This is a genomic window from Bradyrhizobium sp. Rc2d, from assembly GCF_900099855.1.
Lineage (GTDB): Bacteria > Pseudomonadota > Alphaproteobacteria > Rhizobiales > Xanthobacteraceae > Bradyrhizobium.
This window is the reverse complement of record NZ_FNCU01000013.1, coordinates 123,809-147,464: the sequence shown is the minus strand read 5'-3', so window position 1 is coordinate 147,464 and position 23,656 is coordinate 123,809. Positions and strand designations below refer to the sequence as shown.

At 65.5% G+C, this 23,656-nt stretch carries 22 protein-coding genes; 6 read left to right on the top strand and 16 right to left on the bottom strand.

Going from position 1 to position 23,656, the window contains the following annotated elements:
- The first annotated feature begins 166 nt into the window (after positions 1 to 166).
- Entirely contained in the window at positions 167 to 577 is a 411-nt protein-coding gene (locus tag BLV07_RS18200; protein WP_091888056.1) for an NADH:ubiquinone oxidoreductase subunit NDUFA12, read from the top strand.
- Between the two features lie 348 nt (positions 578 to 925).
- Here the strand turns inward: BLV07_RS18200 and BLV07_RS18195 are convergent, their stop codons facing one another.
- A complete protein-coding gene (locus BLV07_RS18195; RefSeq protein ID WP_091888168.1) occupies positions 926 to 1,645 on the bottom strand; it encodes a DUF899 family protein in 720 nt (239 codons plus the stop codon).
- An 82-nt stretch (positions 1,646 to 1,727) separates the two neighbouring features.
- The gene (locus tag BLV07_RS18190) at positions 1,728 to 2,414 is read right to left on the bottom strand and encodes a DJ-1/PfpI family protein (protein WP_091888054.1); all 687 of its coding nucleotides are present in this window, start codon (positions 2,412 to 2,414) and stop codon (positions 1,728 to 1,730) included.
- Between the two features lie 91 nt (positions 2,415 to 2,505).
- Here BLV07_RS18190 and BLV07_RS18185 point away from each other — a divergent pair, with 91 nt between their 5' ends.
- Positions 2,506 to 3,444 (top strand): GlxA family transcriptional regulator, encoded by a 939-nt coding sequence (locus BLV07_RS18185; protein WP_091888052.1) that lies wholly within the window; start codon positions 2,506 to 2,508, stop codon positions 3,442 to 3,444.
- A 593-nt stretch (positions 3,445 to 4,037) separates the two neighbouring features.
- On the opposite strand, the gene BLV07_RS18180 is transcribed toward BLV07_RS18185, so the two are convergent.
- Positions 4,038 to 5,045 carry a Na+-dependent transporter gene (locus tag BLV07_RS18180; RefSeq protein WP_176945619.1) on the bottom strand — a complete coding sequence of 336 codons (1,008 nt, stop codon included), beginning with the start codon at positions 5,043 to 5,045 and terminating at the stop codon, positions 4,038 to 4,040.
- An 11-nt stretch (positions 5,046 to 5,056) separates the two neighbouring features.
- Complete coding sequence (lipP1, locus tag BLV07_RS18175) at positions 5,057 to 6,004, bottom strand: LipP1 family hormone-sensitive lipase (protein ID WP_091888048.1); 948 nt, start codon at positions 6,002 to 6,004, stop codon at positions 5,057 to 5,059.
- A 206-nt stretch (positions 6,005 to 6,210) separates the two neighbouring features.
- Here lipP1 and BLV07_RS18170 point away from each other — a divergent pair, with 206 nt between their 5' ends.
- Positions 6,211 to 7,239, top strand: a complete 1,029-nt coding sequence (locus BLV07_RS18170) for a DUF2155 domain-containing protein (protein ID WP_176945614.1) — start codon at positions 6,211 to 6,213, stop codon at positions 7,237 to 7,239.
- A gap of 13 nt (positions 7,240 to 7,252) precedes the next feature.
- Here BLV07_RS18170 and aat read toward each other — a convergent pair whose 3' ends face one another.
- The 10 genes from aat to BLV07_RS18120 all read right to left on the bottom strand — a co-directional run bounded on the left by aat (position 7,253) and on the right by BLV07_RS18120 (position 17,111).
- Positions 7,253 to 7,933, bottom strand: coding sequence for a leucyl/phenylalanyl-tRNA--protein transferase (aat, locus tag BLV07_RS18165; protein WP_091888044.1), 681 nt, complete (start codon positions 7,931 to 7,933; stop codon positions 7,253 to 7,255).
- Between the two features lie 62 nt (positions 7,934 to 7,995).
- On the bottom strand, positions 7,996 to 9,099 hold the full coding sequence (locus BLV07_RS18160) for a sensor histidine kinase (RefSeq protein ID WP_091888042.1): 1,104 nt from the start codon (positions 9,097 to 9,099) through the stop codon (positions 7,996 to 7,998).
- Complete coding sequence (locus BLV07_RS18155) at positions 9,096 to 9,536, bottom strand: response regulator (protein WP_091888040.1); 441 nt, start codon at positions 9,534 to 9,536, stop codon at positions 9,096 to 9,098. Before BLV07_RS18155 ends, BLV07_RS18160 begins: the two co-directional genes overlap by 4 nt.
- Positions 9,533 to 11,059 (bottom strand): sensor histidine kinase, encoded by a 1,527-nt coding sequence (locus BLV07_RS18150; protein WP_091888038.1) that lies wholly within the window; start codon positions 11,057 to 11,059, stop codon positions 9,533 to 9,535. The genes BLV07_RS18155 and BLV07_RS18150 overlap by 4 nt, the downstream gene beginning before the upstream one ends.
- 106 nt (positions 11,060 to 11,165) lie before the next feature.
- Positions 11,166 to 12,524, bottom strand: coding sequence for an acetyl-CoA carboxylase biotin carboxylase subunit (gene accC / locus BLV07_RS18145; RefSeq protein WP_091888036.1), 1,359 nt, complete (start codon positions 12,522 to 12,524; stop codon positions 11,166 to 11,168).
- A gap of 62 nt (positions 12,525 to 12,586) precedes the next feature.
- Positions 12,587 to 13,081, bottom strand: coding sequence for an acetyl-CoA carboxylase biotin carboxyl carrier protein (accB, locus tag BLV07_RS18140; protein ID WP_091888034.1), 495 nt, complete (start codon positions 13,079 to 13,081; stop codon positions 12,587 to 12,589).
- 35 nt (positions 13,082 to 13,116) lie between these two features.
- On the bottom strand, positions 13,117 to 13,584 hold the full coding sequence (gene aroQ / locus BLV07_RS18135; protein WP_091888032.1) for a type II 3-dehydroquinate dehydratase: 468 nt from the start codon (positions 13,582 to 13,584) through the stop codon (positions 13,117 to 13,119).
- Positions 13,585 to 13,811: 227 nt separating this feature from the next.
- Positions 13,812 to 14,615, bottom strand: a complete 804-nt coding sequence (locus BLV07_RS18130) for a DUF1236 domain-containing protein (protein ID WP_091888030.1) — start codon at positions 14,613 to 14,615, stop codon at positions 13,812 to 13,814.
- Between the two features lie 213 nt (positions 14,616 to 14,828).
- Positions 14,829 to 15,596 (bottom strand): DsbA family protein, encoded by a 768-nt coding sequence (locus BLV07_RS18125; RefSeq protein ID WP_091888028.1) that lies wholly within the window; start codon positions 15,594 to 15,596, stop codon positions 14,829 to 14,831.
- Positions 15,597 to 15,710: 114 nt separating this feature from the next.
- Entirely contained in the window at positions 15,711 to 17,111 is a 1,401-nt protein-coding gene (locus BLV07_RS18120) for a M48 family metalloprotease (RefSeq protein WP_091888027.1), read from the bottom strand.
- Positions 17,112 to 17,304: 193 nt separating this feature from the next.
- Here BLV07_RS18120 and BLV07_RS18115 point away from each other — a divergent pair, with 193 nt between their 5' ends.
- The 3 genes from BLV07_RS18115 to BLV07_RS18105 all read left to right on the top strand — a co-directional run bounded on the left by BLV07_RS18115 (position 17,305) and on the right by BLV07_RS18105 (position 20,559).
- Positions 17,305 to 18,492: a pyridoxal phosphate-dependent aminotransferase gene (locus tag BLV07_RS18115; protein ID WP_091888025.1), complete on the top strand. Its 1,188-nt coding sequence runs from the start codon at positions 17,305 to 17,307 to the stop codon at positions 18,490 to 18,492.
- Positions 18,493 to 18,582: 90 nt separating this feature from the next.
- Positions 18,583 to 19,140 (top strand): biotin transporter BioY, encoded by a 558-nt coding sequence (locus tag BLV07_RS18110; RefSeq protein WP_091888023.1) that lies wholly within the window; start codon positions 18,583 to 18,585, stop codon positions 19,138 to 19,140.
- Positions 19,141 to 19,224: 84 nt separating this feature from the next.
- Positions 19,225 to 20,559 carry a dicarboxylate/amino acid:cation symporter gene (locus BLV07_RS18105; RefSeq protein WP_091888021.1) on the top strand — a complete coding sequence of 445 codons (1,335 nt, stop codon included), beginning with the start codon at positions 19,225 to 19,227 and terminating at the stop codon, positions 20,557 to 20,559.
- 122 nt (positions 20,560 to 20,681) lie between these two features.
- Here the strand turns inward: BLV07_RS18105 and BLV07_RS18100 are convergent, their stop codons facing one another.
- On the bottom strand, positions 20,682 to 21,914 hold the full coding sequence (locus BLV07_RS18100) for an NAD(P)/FAD-dependent oxidoreductase (protein ID WP_091888019.1): 1,233 nt from the start codon (positions 21,912 to 21,914) through the stop codon (positions 20,682 to 20,684).
- Between the two features lie 42 nt (positions 21,915 to 21,956).
- Positions 21,957 to 23,453, bottom strand: coding sequence for an amidase (locus BLV07_RS18095; RefSeq protein WP_091888017.1), 1,497 nt, complete (start codon positions 23,451 to 23,453; stop codon positions 21,957 to 21,959).
- Positions 23,454 to 23,656: the final 203 nt, after the last annotated feature.

Sequence of the window (23,656 nt, the reverse complement as noted above, 5' to 3'; positions counted from 1 at the left end):
AGCGTCTCACCTGACCGCTGTACCCGGGATGAATGGATCGCGTCCGATTTGCGGCAACGCCCGTGTCGGGGGCACCGCATTTGCGGAGAGCGCAGCTGCTCCTGCCGAACTGGACATTTCTGCGCCCGGATGGCATCAGGACCCGACGAAGCAGGGCCCTTGCCGCATGAAACAATTCTTCCTCAAGTTCTTCACCTGGTGGAATGGCCAGACGTTTGGCACCCAACTCTGGACCAAGCGGTACGGGGAGCTGGTCGGCCAGGACGAGCAGGGCAATCTCTATTATCGGACCCGCGGCGGGGCCATTGATCCGACGCTCGGATTCGAGCGGCGCTGGGTGGTTTATAACGGCTATGCCGAAGCGAGCCGCATCCCGCCGTCCTGGCACGGCTGGATCCATCACGTCGTCGATGTGCCGCCGACCGAGGTTAACTACCAGCCGCGCGAGTGGGAAAAGCCGCACCAGCCGAATCTCACCGGTACGGCGAAGGCCTACCGTCCCTCGGGCTCGACGCTCGCCAGCGGCCGGCGGCCGAAGGCGACCGGCGACTATCAGCCCTGGACCCCGGGCAACTGAGGTCTGCCCACTCGTCATTGGATGCACGCGCATCGGCCTCGCAACCGCTGTGGACAACGGGAACAGCGGGGATGCCGCATGCGCCGGCGTTGTGCTCACGCGAGCGATGCGGCTCAATGGTCCCATCTTACGGAGATGGGAGACCATCGCGTTCGGTTCGGGCAACAGTTCGCGACTGTCCCGAGATGCAGCGGCCGCCGAGTAAGGACTCGATCGGGAGATAGGCCCCCGGTCTGGAAGTTCCGAAATCGCCCGATGGAATGTGCAGCCGCCGTAAGACAGGAAAGGCCGCTTGGGAAACCGAGCGGCCTTTTTCTTTGAGGCACTTCGTCAGCCGGTTTGTGCGCCTCAGTCGTAGCGCACCTTCGGGAAGAAGTCGCCGCGGCCTTCAGGCGTCATGTCGAGCAGGCCCCAGAGCGGATCGACCAGATCACCGGCGCGATGATGCTGCTTCGGCGCGGGCGGCGCGAAACTCATCTCCGAGCCCCAGAAGTGCCTGATCTTGCCATTCGCTTTCCTGAAGACGTTGAAGATCGTCTCGTCCCAATTCTGCCCGTCGGGAACGTGGTGCTGCGCGCGCATACCCTTAGAGAACTTCGAGGTGTCGCCGAAGTAGTCCGCATCAAAGGTGTTGCCGGCTGTGGACAGCAGCGACAGATGTTCCCAACCTCGTTCGTGGGCCCAGGCTGCGAGACGCGCGATCGGCGATTTCGCAACGATGTGAAGCGCTGCACGCTCGCCGACATGCCGTGCGGCGCCGTCGAGGCCGTCAAGCAAATGGGTGCAGCCGGGGCAGGGCAGCTCGCGCTCCGGCCCATACATGAAACTGTACAGAACCAGCGTTTCATGAGGGCCGAACAGCTCCGACATCCTGACCTGTTCTGGCATGCTCGTTTTGCCGATGCGTTCGAAGACGTAATCTTGGAGCACCTCGCCGCCGAGCGGTAGCGCGCGACGCCTGGCGGCAACGGCCTCAATCTGAGCTCGGAGGGCAATCTCCTCATCCAGCAGCGCATTTCGCGCGGCACGATACTCAGTGCTTTCATTGGGGTAGTGGAGATGCTCCATCATTGCGCTCCGGATGCCGTGAGTTTCGTGCGGGTTTAACTCCTCCCCTAAAACCTCAGTTCCACCTCCGAAGGTGGAACGTCTACATCACCCGCGCCGCCGCGCGCTTCACGGCTTCGAGTCGGCGCGCCTGGTTTTGCGCGCCGCGCTCCCGGAGCAGGGCCAGCACCTCGGCGGGCGCGGTGTCGGGCGAGCCGGAGTTGAACGGTGGAGCGGGATTGTATTCCATCTGGAGCTGAATCGCTTCAGCCGCGGTGCGGTCGACCAGGATCGACACCAGCGTCAGCGCGAAATCGATGCCGGCGGTGACGCCGCCGCCGGTGATGCGGTTGCGGTCGATGCAGACGCGCGTCCTGGTCGGCGTTGCGCCTAACCGGCCGAGCATCTCCATCGCGCTCCAGTGGGTGGCGGCACGGTAGCCCTTCAACAGGCCAGCGGCGCCGAGCGCCAGCGCTCCGGTGCAGACCGAGGTGACGTATTTGGCGTCTCCGGCCTGCCGACGCAGGAATTCGAGCACCTCCTCGTCATTGAGCAGATCGTTGACGCCGCCGCCGCCGGGCACACAGATGACGTCGAGTTGCGGACAGTCCGCAAAGGTCGTGGTCGGCGTCAGCGTCAGGACAGAATCGCTCGGCACCGGTTCGATCCGCTTCCAGATCAGGTGCAGCTTGGCGCCGGGAAGCATCGCGAACACCTGCAAGGGACCGGTGAAATCGAGCTGGGTGACGCGTGGAAACACCAGGAGTCCGATCTGAAGCGGTGACGACATGGGAGCCTCCGAAAATGAGCTTGACGCCGGCAGAATGACATGGTGCCCTTCTGTCCGAAATGGCGTAATTCCCTCACTTTCGGACGTGACCATGATCGGCATCCTGATCTTCCCGGATTTCCAGTTGCTCGACGCGGCAGGCCCGATCTCGGCATTCGAGGTCGCCGCGCGCTGCACCGGCAAGCCGCCTGGCATTCGCGTGCTGGCGGCGACGGCGGGCCTCGTGCGCAGCTCGTCGGGCGTCGAGATGATGGCGCGTGATTTCAAGTCGGCGAATGCGATCACGACGCTGGTCGTGGCCGGCGGCGCGGGCGTCGCGGATGCCGCGCGCTGCGAGGTCACGCGCGCCTTCGTGCAGCGCCTGGCAAAGCGTGGCGTGCGGGTCGCGAGTGTCTGCTCGGGTGCCTATGTGCTCGCCGAAGCGGGACTGCTTGACGGCCGCCGCGCCACCACCCATTGGGGGCGGACGCGCGATTTCGTCGCGCGCTATCCCAAGGTGAAGTTCGAGCCGGACCAGATTTTTACCCGCGACGGCAATGTCTGGACCTCGGCGGGAATCTCTGCGGGCATCGATCTGGCGCTCGCGATGGTCACCGAGGACCACGGCGAAGAGATCGCGCAACAGACCGCGCGGCACCTCGTGCTCTATCACCGCCGCAGCGGCGGCCAGTCGCAATTCTCCTCGCTGCTGGAGCTGAAGACGCCGAACGGGCGCTTCGGCGCGCTGTTGTCCTGGGCGCGCGAAAATCTCGACGCGCCGCTGACGGTGGAGGACCTCGCCGATCGCGCCGGCATGAGCGCGCGGCACTTCGCCCGCGCCTTTGCCGCCGAGACCGGCGCGACACCGTCGAAGGCGATCGAGCGGTTGCGGCTCGAGGTCGCGCGCGAGCGCGTGCAGTCCTCGCGCGAGGCGATCGAGCTCGTTGCAGAAACGACCGGATTCGGCGACCCCGAGCGAATGCGGCGCGCCTTCATCCGCGCCTTCGGCCAGCCGCCGCAGGCCCTGCGGCGCGCGGCGCGGGCAGGCTAGGGCGTTTGCTTGTTTGTGCGGGATGGCGAGGTCCGCATTGCCACAAAAGCGGATGTCAACGAGGCAAAGGCGAATGTCCGCCTTGGGTCCGGAAGCTGACGATCAGATCAGCTCGAATATGAGCGATCGCGACGACCACGCAACTAGCGGGTCCGCCGCCGTCTTACCAGCCAGTACACCCCGTATCCGATCGCGAGAATAGGAAGGCCGGCACCTGCAATTGGTCCGGCGGCTCCCCTCGTTTGGCCGGGCGCGCTGGGACAATTCCCATTGCCGTTGCAAGCTGAGGCAGACGGCACGGTCGTCATCGCCAGAGTCAACGCAAATACTGCTGCGGAAAGAACGCCCCAGGTGACCTTCATGGATCCGCTCCCCTTCCTAAGTTGCGCTTAGATTGCGCCCCGCCGAGCGGTCTACGAATTTAAGATAAAACATTTTATTGCCCATTTAAAATTAAAAACAATAACCAAAGTTAACCGGCGTTGTGTGTCTGAATGCCGCATGATTGCTTCGGGTTCCACAGGCGACATTCCGAGCTGGGACCGCCTGTCCGATTACGCGGGAAAACAGACATCCTGGATTATGCGTACTGCTTAACTCGTGCTGTTTGCCGCCGCCCCGCTCGACGTCTCTGGGCGCGCCGTCAAGCGCCGGGCGATCGGCATCAGCAGGTACGGCGCGAGATGAATCGGAAACTGCGTCAGCGCGAAATAGAGCCAGGTCGTGGCCGGCAGCGCACCCGCGGTTGCCGCCAGCATCAGGCCCAGATTGCGCTGTGACACCATCAGGCCGATCGCGAAGGCGCGCTCGGTGCCGATGCGGCAGAAGATCAGCGTCGTCACGGCGAGCAGGGTGAAATAGACCGCAAAAGCCAGCAGCGCGACGGCGATCGTGAACAGGGGATCGGTGATGAGGTCGGTGGCGACGTCGCCCATCACCGCGGAGGCGAACACCAAGAGGATGACGATGTTGATGCCGTCGATCGGCCGCTTGTGGCGCTGGATCGCTGCGGCGCCGAACAGGCGGCGGATGACCGTCGCGGCCAGCAGCGATGCGGCGAGGATGCCGAGCAGCTTCAGGCCGAGCGTCAGCGGCGCGATGCTGAGCATGCCGCCGAGAAAGAGGCTGGCGAACAGCGAGGCGGTGAAAGGCACGAGCGCGGTCGAGGTCACCAGCGTGACCAGCACCAAGGTGGCATCGAGGCCCATCAGCGCGGCAAGGGCCGGCGCGGCCATCATCGGCGAGGCCATGCCCTGGAGCATCAGCGCGAGAGCCAACCCGGGTGAGCTCGTGGTGAGCCCCGTCGCGTAGGCAGTCAGGGCGACGATCAGCGGCACGCCGATCGTGGTCCAGGCCGTGGCGGCCGCGACCAGCGCCGGCCGGCGCAGATGTCCGTACAGCGCGACGAGATCGACGCGCATGAAGGAGATGCAGAGCAGAAAGAAGATCGCCTCGGTGACATAGGGACGCAGCAGCGCACCGAGCGGCGGCACCGCGACCGCGATGAACGCGATGGCCGCCACCGCGCGCGTGCCCTGACCGCCGAGCCATGTCAGCCCGCGCAGGGGGAGAGCGAAGACGGTTTGAAGAACGGAGGGCATGCGGAACGGCGTCAGCCCAGCGCCTTCAGCCACGCGCCGATCTCGCGCACGGCGACGTTGGCCTCTTGCAACAATCTTCCCATCGTGAAGAAGCCGTGGAACTGACCGGGATAGTGCTTGTAAGTCACGGGTACACCGGCCTGCTTCAGACGCTCGGCATATTCGTCGCCTTCGTCGCGGAGGGGATCGGCGCCGGCGGTCAGCACATAGGCCGGTGGCAGGCCAATGAGGCTCGCAGCGCGCGCGGGCGAGGCGCGCCAGTCGTGGATGTCGGCCGCGCCATTGAGATAGTGGTCGCGGAACCAGCGGATCACCGAATGGGTCAGCAGCACGCTGGTCTCGGGCTCGCTGTGGGAGCCGTGCGTCATCGCGAAATCGGTGGCCGGATAGATCAGGACCTGGCCCGCGATCGCGGGACCGCCAGCGTCGCGCGCGGCGAGCGCCACGACCGCGGTGAGATTGCCGCCGGCGCTGTCGCCGCCGATCGAAAGGCGCGAGGCGTCGATGCCGAGCTCGCGCGCATTCGCGGCGATCCATTTGGTGGAGGCGATGGCGTCCTCGATGGCGGCAGGAAACTTGTGCTCGGGCGCAAGGCGATAGTCGACCGAGATCACGATCAGCGCGCCTTCGACCGCGAGCTGGCGGCAGACGACGTCGTGGGAGTCGAGATCGCCGATCACCCAGCCGCCGCCGTGGAAGAACACCAGCGCCGGCGACAGGCCGTCGTGCCGGCGCGGTTCCTTCGGAACGTAGAGGCGGGCGGGGATCACGCCGTGCGGCGCCGGGATCGCGAGCTCTGTGACGCGGGCGAGCTCCGGCGGCTCGGGGTTGGTGGCAAAGCGCGCCTGCGAATAATAGGCGCGCGCCTCCGGTGCGGTCAGGGTCTCGTAGGCGGGCCGGCCGGCCTCCTGGAACGCCTCGTAGACGGCGGCGGCATCGGCATCGAGCACAACGGGCATCGGGCGGCCTCTGGGTTTCCAGTTATGGTTGGACCGCCGTTTTGGGGGCAATGCCCGCCGCGGCCCTGGGGGAAGGGTCTTTGCGACTATCCCATCCGGGAGCCGGTCTGGCCAGTCGGCGCCGGGCGGGGCAGGGATGCCGCCCTTCCCCCGCCGTATTCGCCGTGTTAACCGGAGGGCCTGCGAGCGGCGGTATCCCCTGTAAAATGTCCAACAAGCCCGATTCGCTGTTGAAGCCGCGCGAGATGTTCAAAACCCTTTCCCTGACAGGCCTTGCGGCGCTGCTGGCCGCCACCGCGCTCACGGTTGCGACGCCAGCGCAGGCGCAGATCGGCACGATCTTCTCCGATCCGCCGCCGCTGCGGCCGCCCGGCAACATTCCACGCGGCCAGCCGCAGCCGCAGCAGATCCCCGACGACGACGAAGAGGTGCCGGAGCTGCCGCCGCAGGGCCGGGTGCTGCCGTCGCGCCCGATGCCGCCGCCTCCGGGCCGGCAGGGCAATGTGATGCCCGGGCCGGTCGAGACCCAGCCCCTGGCGCCACCGCCGGGCTCCAGCGTCGCGCCGCCAAACCAGCCGCCCTCCGCGGCGATCGCTCCGCCCAGTCCGCAAGGCGCGCCCGGTCAGCGCCAGCCCCAGCAGAAGGGGGTGCCTGGCACGGTCCCGCAGACACCGGCGAGCCTCCAGCCGGGCGACGAGGTCGTGACCGAACCGCCGGCCCAGAAGATCGTGAACAAGAAGGCGACCTTCTCCGGCCTCGACAAGATCACCGGACGCATCATCAATTTCGACGAGGAGATCGGCGAGACCGTCCAGTTCGGCGCGCTGCGGGTCAAGACCGACGCCTGCTATACGCGGCCGGCAACGGAGGCCACCAACACGGACGCCTTTGTCGAGGTCGACGAGATCACCTTGCAGGGCGAGGTGAAGCGCATCTTCTCGGGTTGGATGTATGCCGCAAGCCCCGGCCTGCACGGCGTCGAGCATCCGATCTACGATATCTGGCTCACCGACTGCAAAGAGCCGCAGCAGACCATTGCCACCGCCGCGCCGGATCCCGCGGCCAAGCCGGCTCCGCCACCGCCGCCCGCGCAGAAGAAGGCTGCGCCCAAGCAGGTGCAGCAGCGTCCGCCGCAGCCGCTGCCACCAATCCAGCAGCAGCAACCGGCCCCGCCGCCGCCTCCGCCACCAGAGCAACGGCCAGGTTTGTTCGGTATCCCCGGGTTCGGCCGGTAAGTCCGGCTATCGATCATTGCCGCGAAGCGATGATCTCGAGCGCGCGCGCGCCCGGAATCGCCTCACCGGCAGAGAGCCTCAGGAAATCGCCGGGCTCGCCCGCGAGGGCCTTGTCGAGCAGCGCGGTGTAGCGCCGCCGCGAAATCTCGACCGCGCCGAAGCTCTTCAAATGCTCGGTGACATATTGCGTGTCGAGCAGCTCGAAGCCGCCTTGGATGAGCCGCGCAACCAGGTGCACCAGCGCGACCTTCGAGGCATCGCGCGCGATGTGAAACATGCTCTCGCCGAAGAAGGCGCGCCCCAAGCTGACGCCGTAGAGCCCGCCGACGAGGTCGTCACCCTGCCAGGCCTCGACGCTGTGACAATGGCCGAGCTCGTGCAGCCCGCCATAGAGGTCGCGGATGCGCTTGTTGATCCAGGTATCCTCGCGCCCGGCCTGCGGCGCCGCGCAGCCGGCGATCGTCGCCTTGAACGCGGTGTTGACGGTGACGCGAAACGCATCCGAACGCACGGTGCGGGCGAGCCGCGAAGCGACGCGAAATCCGTCGAGCGGGATGACGCCGCGCAGCTCCGGCTCGACCCAGAACAGGGTCGGATCGTCGGCGCTTTCCGCCATCGGAAAGATGCCGCAGGCATAGGCACGCAGCAGCACGGCCGGCGTGATTTCAGAAGAGGCAGAGTCGCGAGACGTCATGGCGCGCGACAATAGCAGGATCGCAATGCGGTTGCGATGGGTGGCGCAAAGCCTCGCGCCTGTCAGCTCGCGGCGGCGGCGTTGGTCTTGCCGGGGGCCGGAGGCACGCGGCGGAACCTGAGCACGATGCGGGTTCCACTATGGGCGGGGTCGCGCTCGACGGACGCGTCGAGCTTGGAGGCCATGGCCGCGACGATGCGCTGGCCCATGCCGGTGGAGCGCGGATCGGCCTTGACGTTGTCGCCGACGCCGTGGTCGGTGATCGACAGCAGGAGATCCTCGCCCTGCGAGATCAGCTCGACATGGATCGGACCCGCGCCGTCGGGATAGGCATATTTCACCGCGTTCATCACCAGCTCGTTGACGATGATGCCGACGGCGACCGCACGGTCCGGATCGATCTCGATCGGCTCGGCCTTCAGCGTCAGGCGCGACATCCGGTTGCCCTCGGCCGAGCGCCTGAGGTCCTCCAGCAGCGAGTCCAGATACTGGTTCAGGACGACGCTCTTCAGGTCCTGCGAGGTATAGAGGCGGCGGTGCACCTGCGCGACCGCGGCGACGCGGCCCATGGCATTGGTCAGCGCCGCCTTGACCTCCTCCTGCGCGGCGGTGCTCGCCTGAAGATGCAGCAGCGAGGCGATGATCTGGAGCGAATTGCCGACGCGGTGGTTGACCTCGCGCAGCAGCAGCTCGCGTTCGGCGGCGAGCGCGGCGTAGCGGTCGCGCGAGGCGTGGATCTCGGCTTCGGCTTCCTCGCGCGCCCTCTGCAACTCGGCCTGACGCAGCGCGCCGTCGGCGGCGACGTGGAGCAGCGGAATGAAGTCGCCCTGGACGTCCTTGACCAGATAGTCGGCCGCCCCGGCCTTCAGCGCGGTGACCGCGATGCTGGAATCCTGTGACGCAGTGACGAACACGACCGGCGGCGCGTCCGGGATCGCCATGATCTGCTCTAGCGTCTCCAGCCCGTCGAGGCCCGGCATGTACTGATCGAGTGCGACGACATCGATGCCGCCCTCGGCGCCTGCGCGGCGGATGCGCTCGAGACCTTCCTCGCCGCTCGCGGCATGAATGACCCTGTAGCCGCGTCGCGTCAGGCCGCGATCGACCAGGCGCGACAGCGCCTCGTCGTCGTCGATGTAGAGCAGTGTTGGCGTGTGCTGGTTCATGAGGCGGCGGGCGGGACCTGGATGACCGAGAAGAACAGGCCGAGCTGCCGGATGGCATTGGCGAAATTCTCGTAGTTGACGGGCTTGGTGATGTAAACGTTGCAGCCGAGCTCGTAGCAGCGCTTGATTTCCTGGGAGTCGTCGGTGGTGGTCAGCACGACCACGGGCGAAGCCTTCAGATATTTGTTCTCTTTGATCTGCTTCAGGATGTCGATCCCGGTCATGTCAGGGAGGTTGAGATCGAGCAGGATCAGCAGCGCATTGCCCTTCTGCACGAGCCCGCTGCCGTCGGCACCGAACAGGTGCTTCATCGCGTCCGTGCCGTTGGCAAAGGAGACGATCTCGTTGTTGACGCCGGACCTTCGGATGTTGCGCTCGATCAGGCGGGCGTGGCCCTCGTCGTCCTCGATCATGATGATGGTCACAGGCTTGGTCATCGATCTGCCTTCCGGTTACTCACGTTCCAGGCGATCGGCAGCGTGATCGTGAAGGTGCTGCCCGCGTTCAGTTCCGATGATACCGACATGGTGCCGCCGAGGCGACGCACAAGTGCGCGTACATGCGCAAGACCGATGCCCTGGCCGGGCTTGTCCTGGGTTCCCGCGCGGCGGAACAGGTCGAATATCCGCTGATGATCCTTCGGATCGATGCCGCGGCCGTTATCGCTGATCTCGAAGATGGCATAGCCGAGCTTGGTGCGCCCGCGGATTCTGATCTCGCCGGGCACGCCGCTCTTCAGGTACTTGATCGCGTTGTCGATCAGGTTGGAGAAGATCTGCTCGAGCGCGAGGCGGTCGCTGATGAAGTTGGGCAGGGGCTCGACGTGAATTTCGGCTTGCGCTTCGGCGGCCTGGTGCGCCAGCGTCGACACGATGGCTCCGATCAGCTCGCTTGTGTCGATCTTCACCGGCTGGAATTCGCGGCGGCCTTCGCGGGTGAGGTTGAGAATGGCGGAGATCAGCCGATCCATCTTGGCGATCGACGTCTTGATGAAGCCGAGCGCTTCGGAGAAGTCATCCGAGAGCTGCTTGTCAGCGCCTTCGAGCACGATCTCGCCGGGGGCGCCGGGCGCCAGTGGCGGTCCGTCGGCCGGGACGTGGGTGAGGCTGCCGATGCGGCGGAAGACGTCGCCGCCGAGCTCCTCGAGTTCGCTGGTGAAGCCCATGATGTTGACGAGCGGCGAGCGCAGATCGTGGCTCACGATATAAGCAAAGCGCTGGATCTCGTCGTTGGCTTCGCGCAAGTCAGCCGTGCGTTCATCGACGACGGTCTCCAGATTGACGTTGGCATCGCGCAGGCGCGCTTCGGCCTCGTCGCGGGCGCGCGCCGAGCGCCGCACCAGCCAGATCGAGATCAGCGCCAGTAGCACGACGAGGCCGGAGCCGATGCCGGTCATCGATGCAGCGAGGGTCTGGCTGCTGTCGGCATTCGCCGACCGGAGCCGGAACAGTCGCTCCTCTTCGCCGATCATTGCCTCCGCCACATTGCCGATCGTGGTGGTGGCGCCCTGGGCCGCCGCCTCCCGTGACAGTGCCGTCGCCATGTCCGGCTGGCCTTGCTTGATGGCAGCGATTTCGCGCGCGAATTGGCCCAGACGAGTCTCAATCGCCGCGCTCAACTTCTCGATGTTCTCACGCTGCGCGGGGTTGTCGCGGGTCAGGCGCGTCACCCTGTCGAGCGCGGGAATGATCGCCGCAACGGCCTTTTCGTAATCTGTCTGGAATTCGGGTCCCAGTGTCAGCAGGTAGCCGCGCAGGGCGCTTTCGGCGCGCCGGACCTCGAGCAGTAACGCATTGATCTGGTTCTCCGCCTCGATGGTGTGGACCACCCATTTGCTGTCTCCCCGCGCCTTATTGACGAGGTAGACCGAGCCGGCGCTGATCACGGTCAGCACCAAAAGGCCCGCCGAAAACAGCAGGATCTGCCAGAATGCGCGCCGCCGATGGCCTTCAGCCCTCACGACGGTTCACCTGTCTATTTCAGTGGAGTTCAAAAGCGCCCCCCTTGGAACTGGCCCCAACCCTCCAGAACGCGATTGGGGCCAAAGGGTTCCACGGGGAGGAAGATTATCGCGGGGCGGGTTCCGCCTGGCCGGCCAAATACTGTTCCAGCCAGTGGATGTGATAGTCGCCGTTGATGATGTCGGCTTCGCGCACCAGCGCGCGGAACAGCGGCAGCGTGGTCTCGATGCCCTCGACCACCATCTCGTCCAGCGCCCGGCGCAGCCGCATCAGGCATTCGGCGCGGGTCTTGCCATGCACGATCAGCTTGCCGACCAGGGAATCGTAATAGGGCGGGATCGTGTAGCCCTGATAGACGGCGGAATCGATGCGGACGCCGAGGCCGCCGGGCGAGTGGTATTGCAGGATGCGGCCGGGCGAGGGGCGGAAGGTCTGCGGATTCTCGGCATTGATGCGGCACTCGATCGCGTGGCCGATGACCTGGACTTCGTCCTGCCTGGCCGGCAAGTCGCCGCCGGCGGCGATGCGAATCTGCTCCAGCACGAGATCGATATCGGTGATGCTCTCGGTGACGGGATGCTCGACCTGGATGCGCGTGTTCATCTCGATGAAGTAGAACTCGCCATCCTCGAACAGGAATTCGATGGTGCCGACGCCGAGATATTTCATCTCGCGCATTGCCTTGGCGCAGGTCTCACCGATCTTGGCGCGCGCCGCCGCGGCGAGGACGGGCGAGGGGCCTTCTTCCCAGACCTTCTGGTGGCGGCGTTGCAGCGAGCAGTCGCGTTCGCCGAGATGGATGGCTCCGCCACGGCCGTCGCCGAGGATCTGGATCTCGATGTGGCGCGGCTTCTGGAGGTATTTTTCGAGGTAGACGGACGCATCGCCAAAGGCGGACTTGGCTTCGTTGGCCGCGGTCGACAGCGCGACCTGGAGATCGGCCTCGCTGTGGGCGACCTTCATGCCACGGCCACCACCACCGGCCGCAGCCTTCACCAGCACGGGGAAGCCGATCTTCTTCGCGATCGCCATCGCATCGTCATCGGGACCGACGGCGCCGTCGGAGCCGGGCACCACGGGGATGCCGAGGCGCTTGGCGGTCTTCTTGGCCTCGATCTTGTCGCCCATCAGGCGGATGTGCTCGGCCTTCGGGCCGATGAAATGCAGATTGTGCTCTGCGAGGATTTCCGCAAAGCGCGCGTTCTCGGACAGGAAGCCATAGCCGGGATGCACCGCATCCGCGCCGGTGATCTCGCAGGCGGCGAGCAGCGCGGGCACGTTGAGATAGCTGTCCTTCGAAGGTGGCGGCCCGATGCAAACGCTCTCGTCGGACAGGCGCACATGCATGGCGTCGGCGTCGGCGGTGGAGTGCACGGCCACGGTCGCAATCCCGAGCTCCTTGCAGGCCCTGAGGATGCGAAGAGCGATCTCGCCGCGATTGGCTATGAGGATCTTGTCGAACATGGTGCCCTTAAGGGACGAATAGCGCGCGGGAAGCGGTGAGGGCGGCTGGCCGCCGGGGGCCGTTACTCAATGATGACGAGCGGCTCGCCGTACTCGACCGGCTGGCCATCCTCGACCAGGATCTGCGTCACCGTGCCGGCGCGCGGCGACGGAATCTGGTTCATCGTCTTCATGGCTTCGATGATCAGCAACGTCTGGCCGACCGAGACCTTGGTGCCGACGTCGATGAACGGCTTGGCGCCGGGCTCCGGCGCCCAATAGGCGGTACCGACCATCGGCGAGGTCACGGCGCCGGGATGTTTCGACAGGTCGGCCGCAGCAGTTGCCGGCGCGACCGCGGCTGCGGCCGCCGGCAGGGCCGCGGGAGCTGCTGCCACCGGCATCGGCATGGTCGCGGCAACGCTGACGTTGCGGGCGACGCGTAGGCGCAGGCCCGCACGTTCGATCTCGATCTCGGTGAGGCTGGTCTCATCGAGCAGCAAGGCCAGCTCGCGGACGAGCGCGGAATCCTCGCTGGAAAACTTTGCGGCTGCTTTGTCGTCTGGCTGGCGCGCCATGTTGTTTGATCCGAATGTTCTGTTGGAAGGGGGCGTCAGGCTTTGGGCTTGATGCCGAGCTTCGCGGCAAGGCCCTGGATGGCGAGGCGGTAGCCTTCGATGCCGAAACCGCACAGCGAGGCGAAGGCCGCGCGCGCGGTGTAGGAGTGATGACGGAAGCTCTCGCGGGCGTGGATGTTGGTCACGTGCACTTCGACCGTCGGGATCTGCACCGCGAGCAGCGCGTCGTGGAGCGCGATCGAGGTGTGGGAGTAGCCGCCGGCATTGATGATGATGCCCTTCATCTTGCGGGCGTGTGCCTCGTGGATGAAGTCGATTAGCTCGCCTTCGCGGTTGGACTGCCGGCAGTCGGTCTTGAGGCCGAAGGTCGCCGCCGTCTCCCGGCACAGCGCCTCGACGTCGGCCAGCGTCGCATGGCCATACTTTTCGGGCTCGCGCGTCCCCAGCATGTTGAGGTTCGGCCCGTTCAGGACGAGGATCGTGTCGGTTGCAGGTTCAGCCATTCCAATCCCGGAAGAGGTGCTTCGGCGTGGCGGGTTATAGGTAACAAAGCGCGTGAGGGGAAGCCTTGAAGGGCCTCCCGGGTGGCTTCAAGGACCTCATCCAGAGCGCAAAAACCTGTGCGGAAGTTGCGGAAATTGCTTGTTAACCGGTCCAAAGCATGGCTGCCGGCCGAACGCAAAGGGGGCGGGCATCGCTGCCCGCCCCCTGAGGTTGCGGTGATCCGGCCTTAGGCGTTCAGGATCGCCACGATCTCATAGGTATCCGGATTGATGATCACGATTTCCTCGCGGATCAGGACGAACTTGTAGGTCCGCCACTCCGGATAGATGGTCACGACCTTCGACGGCAGGGCGTGGAGCGTAATGCCCTCACGCGGGATGCGGGTGCCGACCGAAATGTTGAAGTTCACATTGGTCACGGGCGCCACCTTCTCCTCGCGGATCACTGAGGTGATCTGCGTGCGCTGCTCGGTCGAGAGCTTGGCGGCCGCGCCAGCCTGGCCGGTCGTCGTCTGCGACCGCTCGGTCCCGGTCTGGGTCTGGGTCTGGGTTTGGGAACCCTGGTGGCCAGGCGCATTCATACCGCTGCGGTCTTCCTGACCTTGGGGCTTCATGTCCTTGCTGCCCTTGGTCTCGGTTTCCTTGCTCATGCTACCCTTGGACTTCTCGTCGCTCCGCGGGCTCTGGCCGACCGTCGACGACTTCTCCGACTGCGTCGACTTCTCACGCGTCGCACCCGGCTGGTCCTTGTTCATCTTGTCGGACTGAGTCGACTTGTCATGAGCGCTCGGCTGATCCTTCTGATCCTTCATGCCGCCGGCCTGACCGACCGTTCCCTTGTCATGCTTATCTTGCTTGTCCATGGACTCTTGTTTGCCCATGGAGCCGCTGCGCTCACCAGAAGGCTGCGTGCTGTGCTGGGTCTGCTGGCCACTCCCGTAGTCCTTGGTTCCGGTTCCTTGTGCATTGGCGAAACCGGTGCCGGCGATCAGCGCCAAGGCTGCAACCGAGACCAAAAAGCGATTAGTCATTTGTACCTCTCCTCACGTGATTTCTTTGCGTCATTGCCCGCGCCGACAACGAAAGGAGAGCGCGGTCGTTCCGAAATCCAGGAGGTTCCGACGAGCTTTGTTTGTTGAACGCCGGATGAATGATTTTGCAGAGGCGCGCCAAGATTTGGCACAAGAAAAAGGCCGGCTTTCCTGCCGGCCTTTTTCGCGTTTTCAGTATCGCAAAATGTTGGATCAGCAGGTCGCTTTGCCGCAGCGGGCGATGCCGATCTTTTCCCTGAGGCCTTCGACGCCGACGGCGCCGACCACGATCTGCTTGCCGATCACGTAACTCGGCGTGCCGTTCATGCCCATCGCTTCGGCGAGCTTGAAGTTCTCCTCGATGGTGGCGCGCACTTCGGGGCTGGCGATGTCCTTCTCGATTCTAGCAGTGTCGAGACCAGCCTCCTTGGCGGCCTGAATCGCGCGCGCCTTATCCGCCGCGCCGCGACCGCCGAGCAGTCTCTGGTGGAAGTCGAGATATTTCTTGCCGGAGGGATCCTGCATGCGCACGGCGACGGCGACCTGGGCCGCCTCGACCGAGCCCTGGCTCAGCACGGGAAATTCCTTCAGCACGACCTTCAGCTTCGGATCGCTCTTCATGAGGTCGAGCATGTCGCCCATGGCGCGTTTGCAGTAGCCGCAATTGTAGTCGAAGAACTCGACGAAGGTGACATCGCCGTCCTTGTTGCCGAGCACGACCTGGCGCGGCGAGTTGAAGATCGCGTCGGCATTCTGCGCGATGCTGGCCTCGTGCTTCTGGGTTTCGGCCGCGGCCTGACGTTTGCTGAGCTCGGTCATGGCCTCCTCGAGCACCTCGGGATGGCTGACGAGATAGTTCTTGATGATCGCCTCGATGTCGGTGCGCTGACTATCGGAGAAACTGTCGGCCGACACGGGCGCGGCTGCGCTGAACATGGCGAGCGCAAACAGCGCGGGAGCAAGCAGGCGCAGCGAAGGCATGGTCAAATCCTCTTATCCAAAGCAGGTTTCGGTAAAACGTCGCGGCGGACTTAAAGCTCGATGTCGTGACGTCGTGGTGTCGGGCGTCGTTTGCGTTGCGTCGTATGCGTTGCGTCAGTTGCGCGGCGGCTTGGCCGCCACGATGTCGTCGGCCTTGACCCATCCGGGCGTGCCGACGGCGAAACGGGTTTTCGCGCGCGTGGCGAGCTCGCGGGCGGTCTTGTTGTCGCCGCGCAAGTAGGCGGCTTGCGCCGACGCGAGATCCGCCTCGGCATAGTCTCCCTTCCGGCCATAGGCCATCGCGAGCTGGGTGTAGCCGAGCGCGGCCTCGGGCTCTCGCGCCACCGCGGCGCGGAGAATCCGAACGGCGTCGTCGGTGTAGGCCTTATTATCGGTTCCAACCAGAGCCTGCCCAAGTAACATCTCGATGAGGGGCGCATTGTTCGAAAGCTGCACCGCCTTGCGCAGGGGAGCGATCGCCTCGGCGGGCTTCCCGCTCTCCAGCAAGGCCTGGCCGCGCACCTCGTAGAAGTACGGGTTGTTCGGCTGGACCTGGATCAGCGCGTCGATCTGGGAGAGCGCGCTGCGCAAATCCCCATGCAGATAGGTGCTGATGGCGCGGGCATAGCGCGCCGGCAAGCTGTCGTTGGTCTGGGGATAGCGGCGGTACACCGTCTCCGGCCGCTCCATGAACGCGGAGATCTTGGCACGCACCATGTCATGGCGGAGCTGGAGCGCGGGATCGTCCTTCTTGTCCCAATAGGGGCTTGAGCTTGCGAACACCTGCAGCGCGGCGACGCGCTCAGCCGGCATCGGATGCGACTGGAGATAGGGATCGGCGCCGCGCGCGGCGAACAGGCTCTCGCTGGTGAAGCGCTTGAAGGTCTCGTACATGCCCTTCGGCGACTGCCCCGTCGCGGTCAGGAATTTCACGCCGGCACGGTCGGCGTTCTCCTCCTGCTGGCGCTGATAGGACAACAGCGTGCGGCGGATCATCTCCTGCGGAGCGGCGATGGCGGCCGCCCCCGCATTGGCAAGGCCGTTATTGCCGGCGCTGCTGCGCTGGGTGCTGCCCGCGGCGATTGCGCCGGCGCCGAGCAGCATCGCGATGATCATCTGGGTCTGCGCCGTCGCGAGCTGCTCGCGCAGCTTGGACAGATGGCCGCCCGCCAGATGCCCGGTCTCGTGCGCGAGCACGCCGATGATCTGGTTCGGCGTCTCCGATTGGAGGATCGCGCCCCAATTGACGAAGATGCGGCGGCCGTCCGCGACGAACGCGTTGAACGAGCCGTCGTTGATGATCACCATCTGGATGTTCTGCTTCTCCAGACCGGCGACGCGCAGGATCGGGCGGGTATACTCGCGCAGGAGCTGCTCGGTTTCGGTGTCGCGCAGGACCGGCGGCCCCTTGGCCTGCGCGCGCGCAGCCGAGAACGGCGTCAGCGCGATCGCCGTGGCCGTAACGAGGGCGGTGAGGACGGAAGCCTTCTTGCGCAATGCGATCTGGAGCGACATCAAGCGGTCTGGGTCAAACGGTCTTGGTCAAGCAGTTTCGTGATTGGTTTTGGCGATTGGCGGCGGACCGGATACGCGATATGCCCTTGTGAGCCTTACCCCTTATGAGCCGTACAATGCGGCTAGTCTGGGGCGCAAGCGCCCCCGTGTTCCGGACCGGACGGACCGGTCCACCAGCGAATAGCAGAAATCGATGCACGATGCGACATTGAGGAACCGGTTGGGACAGTGGCTCGAGCCCTCCCGCCGCAGCGATGTTCCCCCGTTCATGGTGATGGACGTCATGGCCGCGGCGGCCCGAATCGAGGCCGCCGGCGGCCATGTCATCCACATGGAGGTCGGCCAGCCCGCGGCCGGCGCGCCCAGCACCGCGATCGCGGCCGCCCATGCCGCGCTCGAGGCGGGGCGGATCGATTATACCTCCGCGCTCGGCATCCCCTCGCTGCGCGAGCGCATCGCGCGACATTATCGCGATGTCTATGGCTGTGACGTCAGCCCCGAGCGGATCGTGGTGACGACCGGCTCCTCCGGCGGATTTATCCTGGCCTTCCTGTCGATGTTCGAGCCCGGCGATCGCGTCGCGGTGACTGTGCCGGGCTATCCACCATACCGTCATATCCTCACCGCGCTCGGCTGCGAGCCGGTGCTGATCGAGACCACGAACGAGACGCGCCACGCGCTCACCGGCGAGGCGCTGCTTGCTGCCCATCGCAAGGCGCCGCTGAAGGGCGTGTTGGTCGGCAGCCCCGCCAATCCGACGGGGACCATGATGTCCCGCGAGGCGCTCACGGGCCTGATCGCGGCCGCGCAGGACGCAGGTATCCGCTTCATCTCGGACGAGATCTATCACGGGCTGGATTATGCGTTTCCGGCCGTGACGGCGGCGGCGCTGTCGGACCACACACTCGTGATCAACTCGTTCTCGAAGTATTTTTGCATGACGGGCTGGCGCGTCGGCTGGATGGTCGTGCCTGAGATCCTGGTGCGGCCGATCGAGCGGCTGCAGCAGAACCTCTCGATCTCGGTGCCGGCGCTGTCACAGATCGCGGCCGAGGCCGCCTTCGACGGCACGGCCGAGATGGAGGAGATCAAGCACGGCTATCAGGAAAACCGGCGCATTCTGATCGAGGGACTTCCCAAGGCCGGCCTGACCAGGTTCCTGCCCGCCGACGGCGCCTTCTATCTTTATGCCGACGTCTCGGACTTCACCTCCGACAGTTTCGAGTTCGCCAAGCAGATGCTGGAACAGGCTCATGTTGCGGCTACGCCCGGCCTCGATTTCGATCCCATCCATGGACGCTCGTTCGTTCGTTTTTCCTACGCACGTTCGCCCGAGGAGATGCGCGAGGCAGTTGACCGGATCGCTGACTGGCTTAAATAGCCGCCAGTTTTCGATCCACTTCCGGAGTTCATCTTGTCCGAACGATCTTTCTCGCCCGCCGCCACATCGCATTCTCCTCTCGCCGCATTGATGTGGCCGACCCGGCCGGGCGAAACCGTCGGCGCAGTGCGCGCCTTCGTGCTGATTGCGCTCGGCACCGCGTTGATGGCGCTATCAGCCAAGGTCAGCCTGCCGCTGCCCTATGTGCCCATGACGTTGCAGACGCTGGTGGTGCTGATGATCGGCGCTGCCTATGGCTGGCGCCTTGGCAGCGCAACCATGATCGCCTACCTCGCCGAGGGCGCGCTCGGGCTGCCGGTATTTGCCGGTCCGGTGGGGGGCATTGCACCGCTAATTGGTCCGACTGCAGGCTATCTGCTCGGTTTCATTGCCGCAGCCTTCGTGACCGGCTGGCTCGCCGAGCGCGGCTGGGATCGCAGCGTGGTGCTGCTGTTTGCGGCGATGGCCGTTGGCCATATCGTCATTCTGGCGGCCGGCTTCGGCTGGTTGGCGTTTGGCCTTGGCCTCGGCGCAGCGAAGGCCTGGCAGGTCGGCATTGTGCCGTTTATTGCGGCTTCGCTGGTCAAGAACGCGCTCGGCGCCGCGTTGATGCCGGCAGCGCGCCGGATCGTCGATCGCCGCGGGTAAAACGCGCAGTAACGAGCAGTTCCAATTGACAGGGCCGGCCAAGTTGATCTTGGCTGGCCCGATAGTTTGAGGGGGAGTGAAACGATGACGACGACAACGATGGCGGAAGCGCCGGTCGCGCCGCCCGCCGCCAAGCCGTGGTACAAGATCCTCTACGTCCAGGTCCTGATCGCCATCGTGCTCGGCGCCATCGTGGGCTGGCTGTGGCCACAGCTCGCCACCAATGAGTGGATCAAGGCGCTCGGCGACGGCTTCATCAAGCTGATCAAGATGGTGATCGCTCCGATCATCTTCTGCACCGTCGTCTCGGGCATCGCCCATATCCAGGATGCCAAGAAGGTCGGCCGCATCGGCGTCAAGGCGCTGGTCTATTTCGAGGTCGTTTCGACCTTCGCGCTGGTGATCGGACTCATCATCGGCAACTTGGTGAAGCCCGGCGCGGGCTTCGGCAGTGGCGCGGCAAGCGAGGCGGCTGTCGCAAATTACGCCAAGCAGGCTGCCGGTCAGAAGTCGGTCGACTTCGTGCTGCACATCATTCCGGACACCGTGGTCGGCGCCTTCGCGCAAGGCGAGATCCTCCAGGTGCTGCTGTTCTCGGTGCTGTTCGGCTTCGCGATCATGAGCCTCGGCGAGCGCGGCCACACCATCCGCAGCTTCATCGACGATGCCGCGCATGCCGTGTTCGGCGTCATCTCCATCGTCATGCGTGCAGCACCGATCGGCGCGTTCGGCGCGATGGCCTATACGATCGGCAAGTTCGGCACCGGCGCGATCCTCAACCTGGTCGGGCTGATCGCCACGTTCTATCTCACCGCGGCGTTGTTCGTGTTCGTCGTGCTCGGCATCATCGCACGCGTGGCGGGGTTCTCGATCTTCAAGTTCCTGGCCTACATCAAGGACGAGCTGCTGATCGTGCTCGGCACTTCGTCGTCGGAAAGCGCGCTGCCATCCTTGATGGAAAAGCTGGAGCGGCTCGGCTGCTCAAAGTCGGTGGTCGGCCTCGTCGTGCCCACGGGTTACTCGTTCAACCTCGACGGCACCAACATCTACATGACGCTGGCGACACTCTTCATTGCGCAGGCGCTCGGTTACGATCTCTCCTTCAGCCAGCAGCTCACGATCCTGGTCGTGGCGATGCTGACCTCGAAGGGCGCCTCCGGCATCACCGGGGCCGGCTTCATCACGCTGGCGGCAACGCTCGCCGTGGTCGATCCGCGCCTCGTGCCGGGCATGGCGATCGTGCTCGGCATCGACAAGTTCATGAGCGAATGCCGCGCGCTGACCAATCTGTGCGGCAACGGCGTCGCCTGCGTGATCGTCGCCTGGTGGGAGCGCGAGCTCGATCGCGACAAGCTCAACGCCAACCTCTCCAAGCAGATCGATCCGACCGACATGGAGACGGCGATCACCACGGACTGATCGGCGCGGCGCGCCATCGGGCTTCGACGGAGTAGGGCTGGTCGAGATCCTCGATCAGCCCTTTTTCTTTCGGCGTGCATCCGCGCAAGGCGCGCGTGTGCTCGAAATCGGAACGTCGAGCGCTAGAATCGCTCCGGCCGGTACGGCGCCGGATCGATCGCCGGCGTCTCGCCGCTCATGATTTCAGCGAGCAGGCGTCCGGTCGCGGGCCCCAGCGTAAAGCCCTGGTGGCCGTGACCGAAATTCATCCAGAGGCCAGGATGTCGTGGAGCTTGCCCGAGCACCGGAAGCATGTCGGGCGTGCAGGGCCTCGTGCCGAACCATGGATCCGGCTCGACCCGCTTGCCGAGATCGATCAGCTCGCGTGCTGAGGCCTCGGCGCTGGCGAGCTGCACCGGCGTTGCCAGCGCGTCCATGCCGGTCAATTCCGCGCCGGTGGTGATGCGGATGCCCTTGGCCATCGGACCCATGGCGTAGCCGCCGCCCTTGTCGACGAGCGGGAGGTCGAGTGAGGCGCCGCCGCTGTAGTGCATGTGGTAGCCGCGCTTGCGTACCAGCGGAATGCGATAGCCGAACTTGTATAACAGATCGGGTGACCACGGCCCGAGCGTCACGACGGCGTGGGGAGCGTCGAGACGTCCCTGATCCGTATCGACGGACCAGCCGGTCGCGGTCTGCCGCAGGCTCTGGGCATCACCGAGAACAATGGTGCCGCCGAGGCGCTCGAACAGCTCGGCATAGGCCGTGACGAGGGCGCCTGGATCTGACACGGTCCAGGTGTCGAGCCAATGGATCGCGCCGGGGAGATCGTCGCGCAGGATCGGCTCGGCCTTGGCAAGCTCGCTGCCGGAGAGCACGCGGAATTTCACGCCGAATTCGCGCTGGTCTTCCTCCGCGGTCTTGATCGCGAGATCGAATGACGCAGGATCGCGATGCAGCATGCGATAGCCGGCGCGGCGGATGAGATTGTCGGCATGGGCTTCGCGAATGAGGATGTCGTGCTCCGCCGTCGCATAGGCGATCAGCCGTGCCCAGGCCTCGATCGCCTCACGATGCCGCTTCGGCGCCGAATGCCACCAATAGCGGAGCAGGGGCTCGATATGGAGATGCAGCGAGGCCAAGCTGTAGCGCACGTCGTTGGTGCGGCCGGTTGCGATCTTCAGGAGCGTGGCGAGGTCGCGCGGCATCGGATAGGGGCGGACCGCTTCCGCCTGGATCATCCCGGCATTGCCGTAGCTGGTCTCGCGGCCCGGCTCCCTGCGGTCTACCAGCGTGACGGACCAGCCGCGTTGCCGCAGGTGCAGCGCCGCGCTGACGCCGATCATGCCGCCGCCGAGAACGATCGCGCTTTGCATTGGCAGAAATCTCCTGTCAGGCTGGTTGTGGGCGAGGTCGGGTCATTCCCAGGCGAGGAAGCCTGGTGCGGCCGACAGCGGCGGCGCCGCGGCGAGCCGCGCCAGATCGGGGACTGGGCGGGACAATTGCGCATCATCCGCGAACGCCGCTTCGATGCTTGCCGCGACCGAGAGCACGACGGCGTCGCCGCCGCGCGGGCCGACGATCTGAAGGCCGAAGGGCAGGCCGGCTTCATCGAGGCCGAGCGGAATGCTGATGGCGGGATGGCCGGGAAGCGTGACGGCATAGGCGAGCGCGAGCCAGTGGAAGTAGGATTTTGTCGGCGTGCCGTCGATCTCGGCGGGATAGAGCTCCGACCACAGCCGCGGGCTCAGCGTGATGGTCGGGCTGATCAGCACGTCGGTCGTTTCGAAGAAGCTCTGATAGGCGCGATAGATCCGCGTCTGTGTCGTTGCGGCGCGCGCATGGTCTTCGAGGCTGTAGCCGAGACCTTCCTCGACATTGGCGCGGACATTGGGGCCGAGCATCTCGGGACGCTCCTTGTAGTTCTTGCCGTGCGTCGCCAGGAACATGCCCGCGCGCAGCACGGCGAAGGCGTCGTCGGCGCCGGCGCAATCCGGCGTCGCTTCGCGGCATGCGGCGAAGAGCGGTGCAAGCTTGCCAACGCGCTGCCGGAACACGCGCCGGATCGCCTGCTCGGTCGGAGCGAAGCCAAAGTCCTCGGTGAAGGCGAGGCGCAGCTTGCCGAGCTCGGCGGCACGCGGCGCGGCCCAGCGCTCGGCGCGGCCGCGCAACGGCTCGCCGGGCAGCGTATAGGCAAGCGGATCGCGCGCATCGTCGCTCGCCATCACCGACAGCATCAGCGCGGTGTCGGCGACATTGCGCGCCATCGGCCCGTCGGTCGACAGATTGGACCAGCCGAACGCGCGCTTCTCGCTGGCCACGAGTCCGTAGGACGGACGCATGCCGACAATGCCGGCGTAGCCTGCCGGATTGCGCAAGGAGCCGCCGGTGTCCGAGCCCGAGGCGAGCGGGGCCATGCCGCAAGCGAGCGCCACCGCCGAGCCGCCGGATGAGCCGGCCGCCGAGCGCATCGGATCGAACGGATTGCCGGTTGCGCCGAACACGGGGTTGCGGGTGTTGCCGCCCGCGGCCCATTCCGGCGTGTTGGTCTTGCCGAAGATGATGGCGCCGGCTGCACGCAGCCGCGCGACCGAGCCCTGATCGGCCGCCGGGACGTTATCTCTGAGCAGCGGGCTGCCATAGGTGCTGCGCAGCCCGGCCGTGTCCTGGGTGTCCTTGATGAGAACGGGGAGCCCGTGCAGGGCGCCACGATCCTCGCCGCGCAGGATGGCGGCCTCGGCCTCCTTGGCCGCGGCACGTGCGCCTGATACGTCCAGCGTCACGACGGCGTTGACGGCCGGATTGATGGCGGCGATCCGCGACAGGCAGGACTCCAGCAGCTCGACGGGCGAGATCGCCCGGGCGGTCAGCAGGCGGCGCAGTTCGACCGCGCCGGAATCGCAAAGCTCTGACAAATGCCAATCCCCTTTCGTGAAGACGATCTAGCACACCGGACACTCGGTTGGGCGCGCTGCCACCGAGTTTTTGCGTTTTGGAGATTCTCTCCAGCTCCGCCAGATCACGTCGCGTCGCTTGGTGACGACGAACTGCCGCCGTCGTGCGAGCGAGGATAGCGCCGAAACAAAAACGCCCGGCTGAGCCGGGCGTTTTGCATTCG

What these genes read in the sequence shown, in the direction of transcription:
- BLV07_RS18200 (WP_091888056.1), top strand. Translation starts at nt 167, where the DNA reads ATGAAACAATTCTTCCTCAAGTTCTTCACCTGGTGGAATGGCCAGACG.
- BLV07_RS18195 (WP_091888168.1), bottom strand. Translation starts at nt 1,645, where the DNA reads ATGGAGCATCTCCACTACCCCAATGAAAGCACTGAGTATCGTGCCGCG.
- BLV07_RS18190 (WP_091888054.1), bottom strand. Translation starts at nt 2,414, where the DNA reads ATGTCGTCACCGCTTCAGATCGGACTCCTGGTGTTTCCACGCGTCACC.
- BLV07_RS18185 (WP_091888052.1), top strand. Translation starts at nt 2,506, where the DNA reads ATGATCGGCATCCTGATCTTCCCGGATTTCCAGTTGCTCGACGCGGCA.
- BLV07_RS18180 (WP_176945619.1), bottom strand. Translation starts at nt 5,045, where the DNA reads ATGCCCTCCGTTCTTCAAACCGTCTTCGCTCTCCCCCTGCGCGGGCTG.
- lipP1 (WP_091888048.1), bottom strand. Translation starts at nt 6,004, where the DNA reads ATGCCCGTTGTGCTCGATGCCGATGCCGCCGCCGTCTACGAGGCGTTC.
- BLV07_RS18170 (WP_176945614.1), top strand. Translation starts at nt 6,211, where the DNA reads ATGTCCAACAAGCCCGATTCGCTGTTGAAGCCGCGCGAGATGTTCAAA.
- aat (WP_091888044.1), bottom strand. Translation starts at nt 7,933, where the DNA reads ATGACGTCTCGCGACTCTGCCTCTTCTGAAATCACGCCGGCCGTGCTG.
- BLV07_RS18160 (WP_091888042.1), bottom strand. Translation starts at nt 9,099, where the DNA reads ATGAACCAGCACACGCCAACACTGCTCTACATCGACGACGACGAGGCG.
- BLV07_RS18155 (WP_091888040.1), bottom strand. Translation starts at nt 9,536, where the DNA reads ATGACCAAGCCTGTGACCATCATCATGATCGAGGACGACGAGGGCCAC.
- accC (WP_091888036.1), bottom strand. Translation starts at nt 12,524, where the DNA reads ATGTTCGACAAGATCCTCATAGCCAATCGCGGCGAGATCGCTCTTCGC.
- accB (WP_091888034.1), bottom strand. Translation starts at nt 13,081, where the DNA reads ATGGCGCGCCAGCCAGACGACAAAGCAGCCGCAAAGTTTTCCAGCGAG.
- aroQ (WP_091888032.1), bottom strand. Translation starts at nt 13,584, where the DNA reads ATGGCTGAACCTGCAACCGACACGATCCTCGTCCTGAACGGGCCGAAC.
- BLV07_RS18130 (WP_091888030.1), bottom strand. Translation starts at nt 14,615, where the DNA reads ATGACTAATCGCTTTTTGGTCTCGGTTGCAGCCTTGGCGCTGATCGCC.
- BLV07_RS18125 (WP_091888028.1), bottom strand. Translation starts at nt 15,596, where the DNA reads ATGCCTTCGCTGCGCCTGCTTGCTCCCGCGCTGTTTGCGCTCGCCATG.
- BLV07_RS18120 (WP_091888027.1), bottom strand. Translation starts at nt 17,111, where the DNA reads ATGTCGCTCCAGATCGCATTGCGCAAGAAGGCTTCCGTCCTCACCGCC.
- BLV07_RS18115 (WP_091888025.1), top strand. Translation starts at nt 17,305, where the DNA reads ATGCACGATGCGACATTGAGGAACCGGTTGGGACAGTGGCTCGAGCCC.
- BLV07_RS18110 (WP_091888023.1), top strand. Translation starts at nt 18,583, where the DNA reads ATGTGGCCGACCCGGCCGGGCGAAACCGTCGGCGCAGTGCGCGCCTTC.
- BLV07_RS18105 (WP_091888021.1), top strand. Translation starts at nt 19,225, where the DNA reads ATGACGACGACAACGATGGCGGAAGCGCCGGTCGCGCCGCCCGCCGCC.
- BLV07_RS18100 (WP_091888019.1), bottom strand. Translation starts at nt 21,914, where the DNA reads ATGCAAAGCGCGATCGTTCTCGGCGGCGGCATGATCGGCGTCAGCGCG.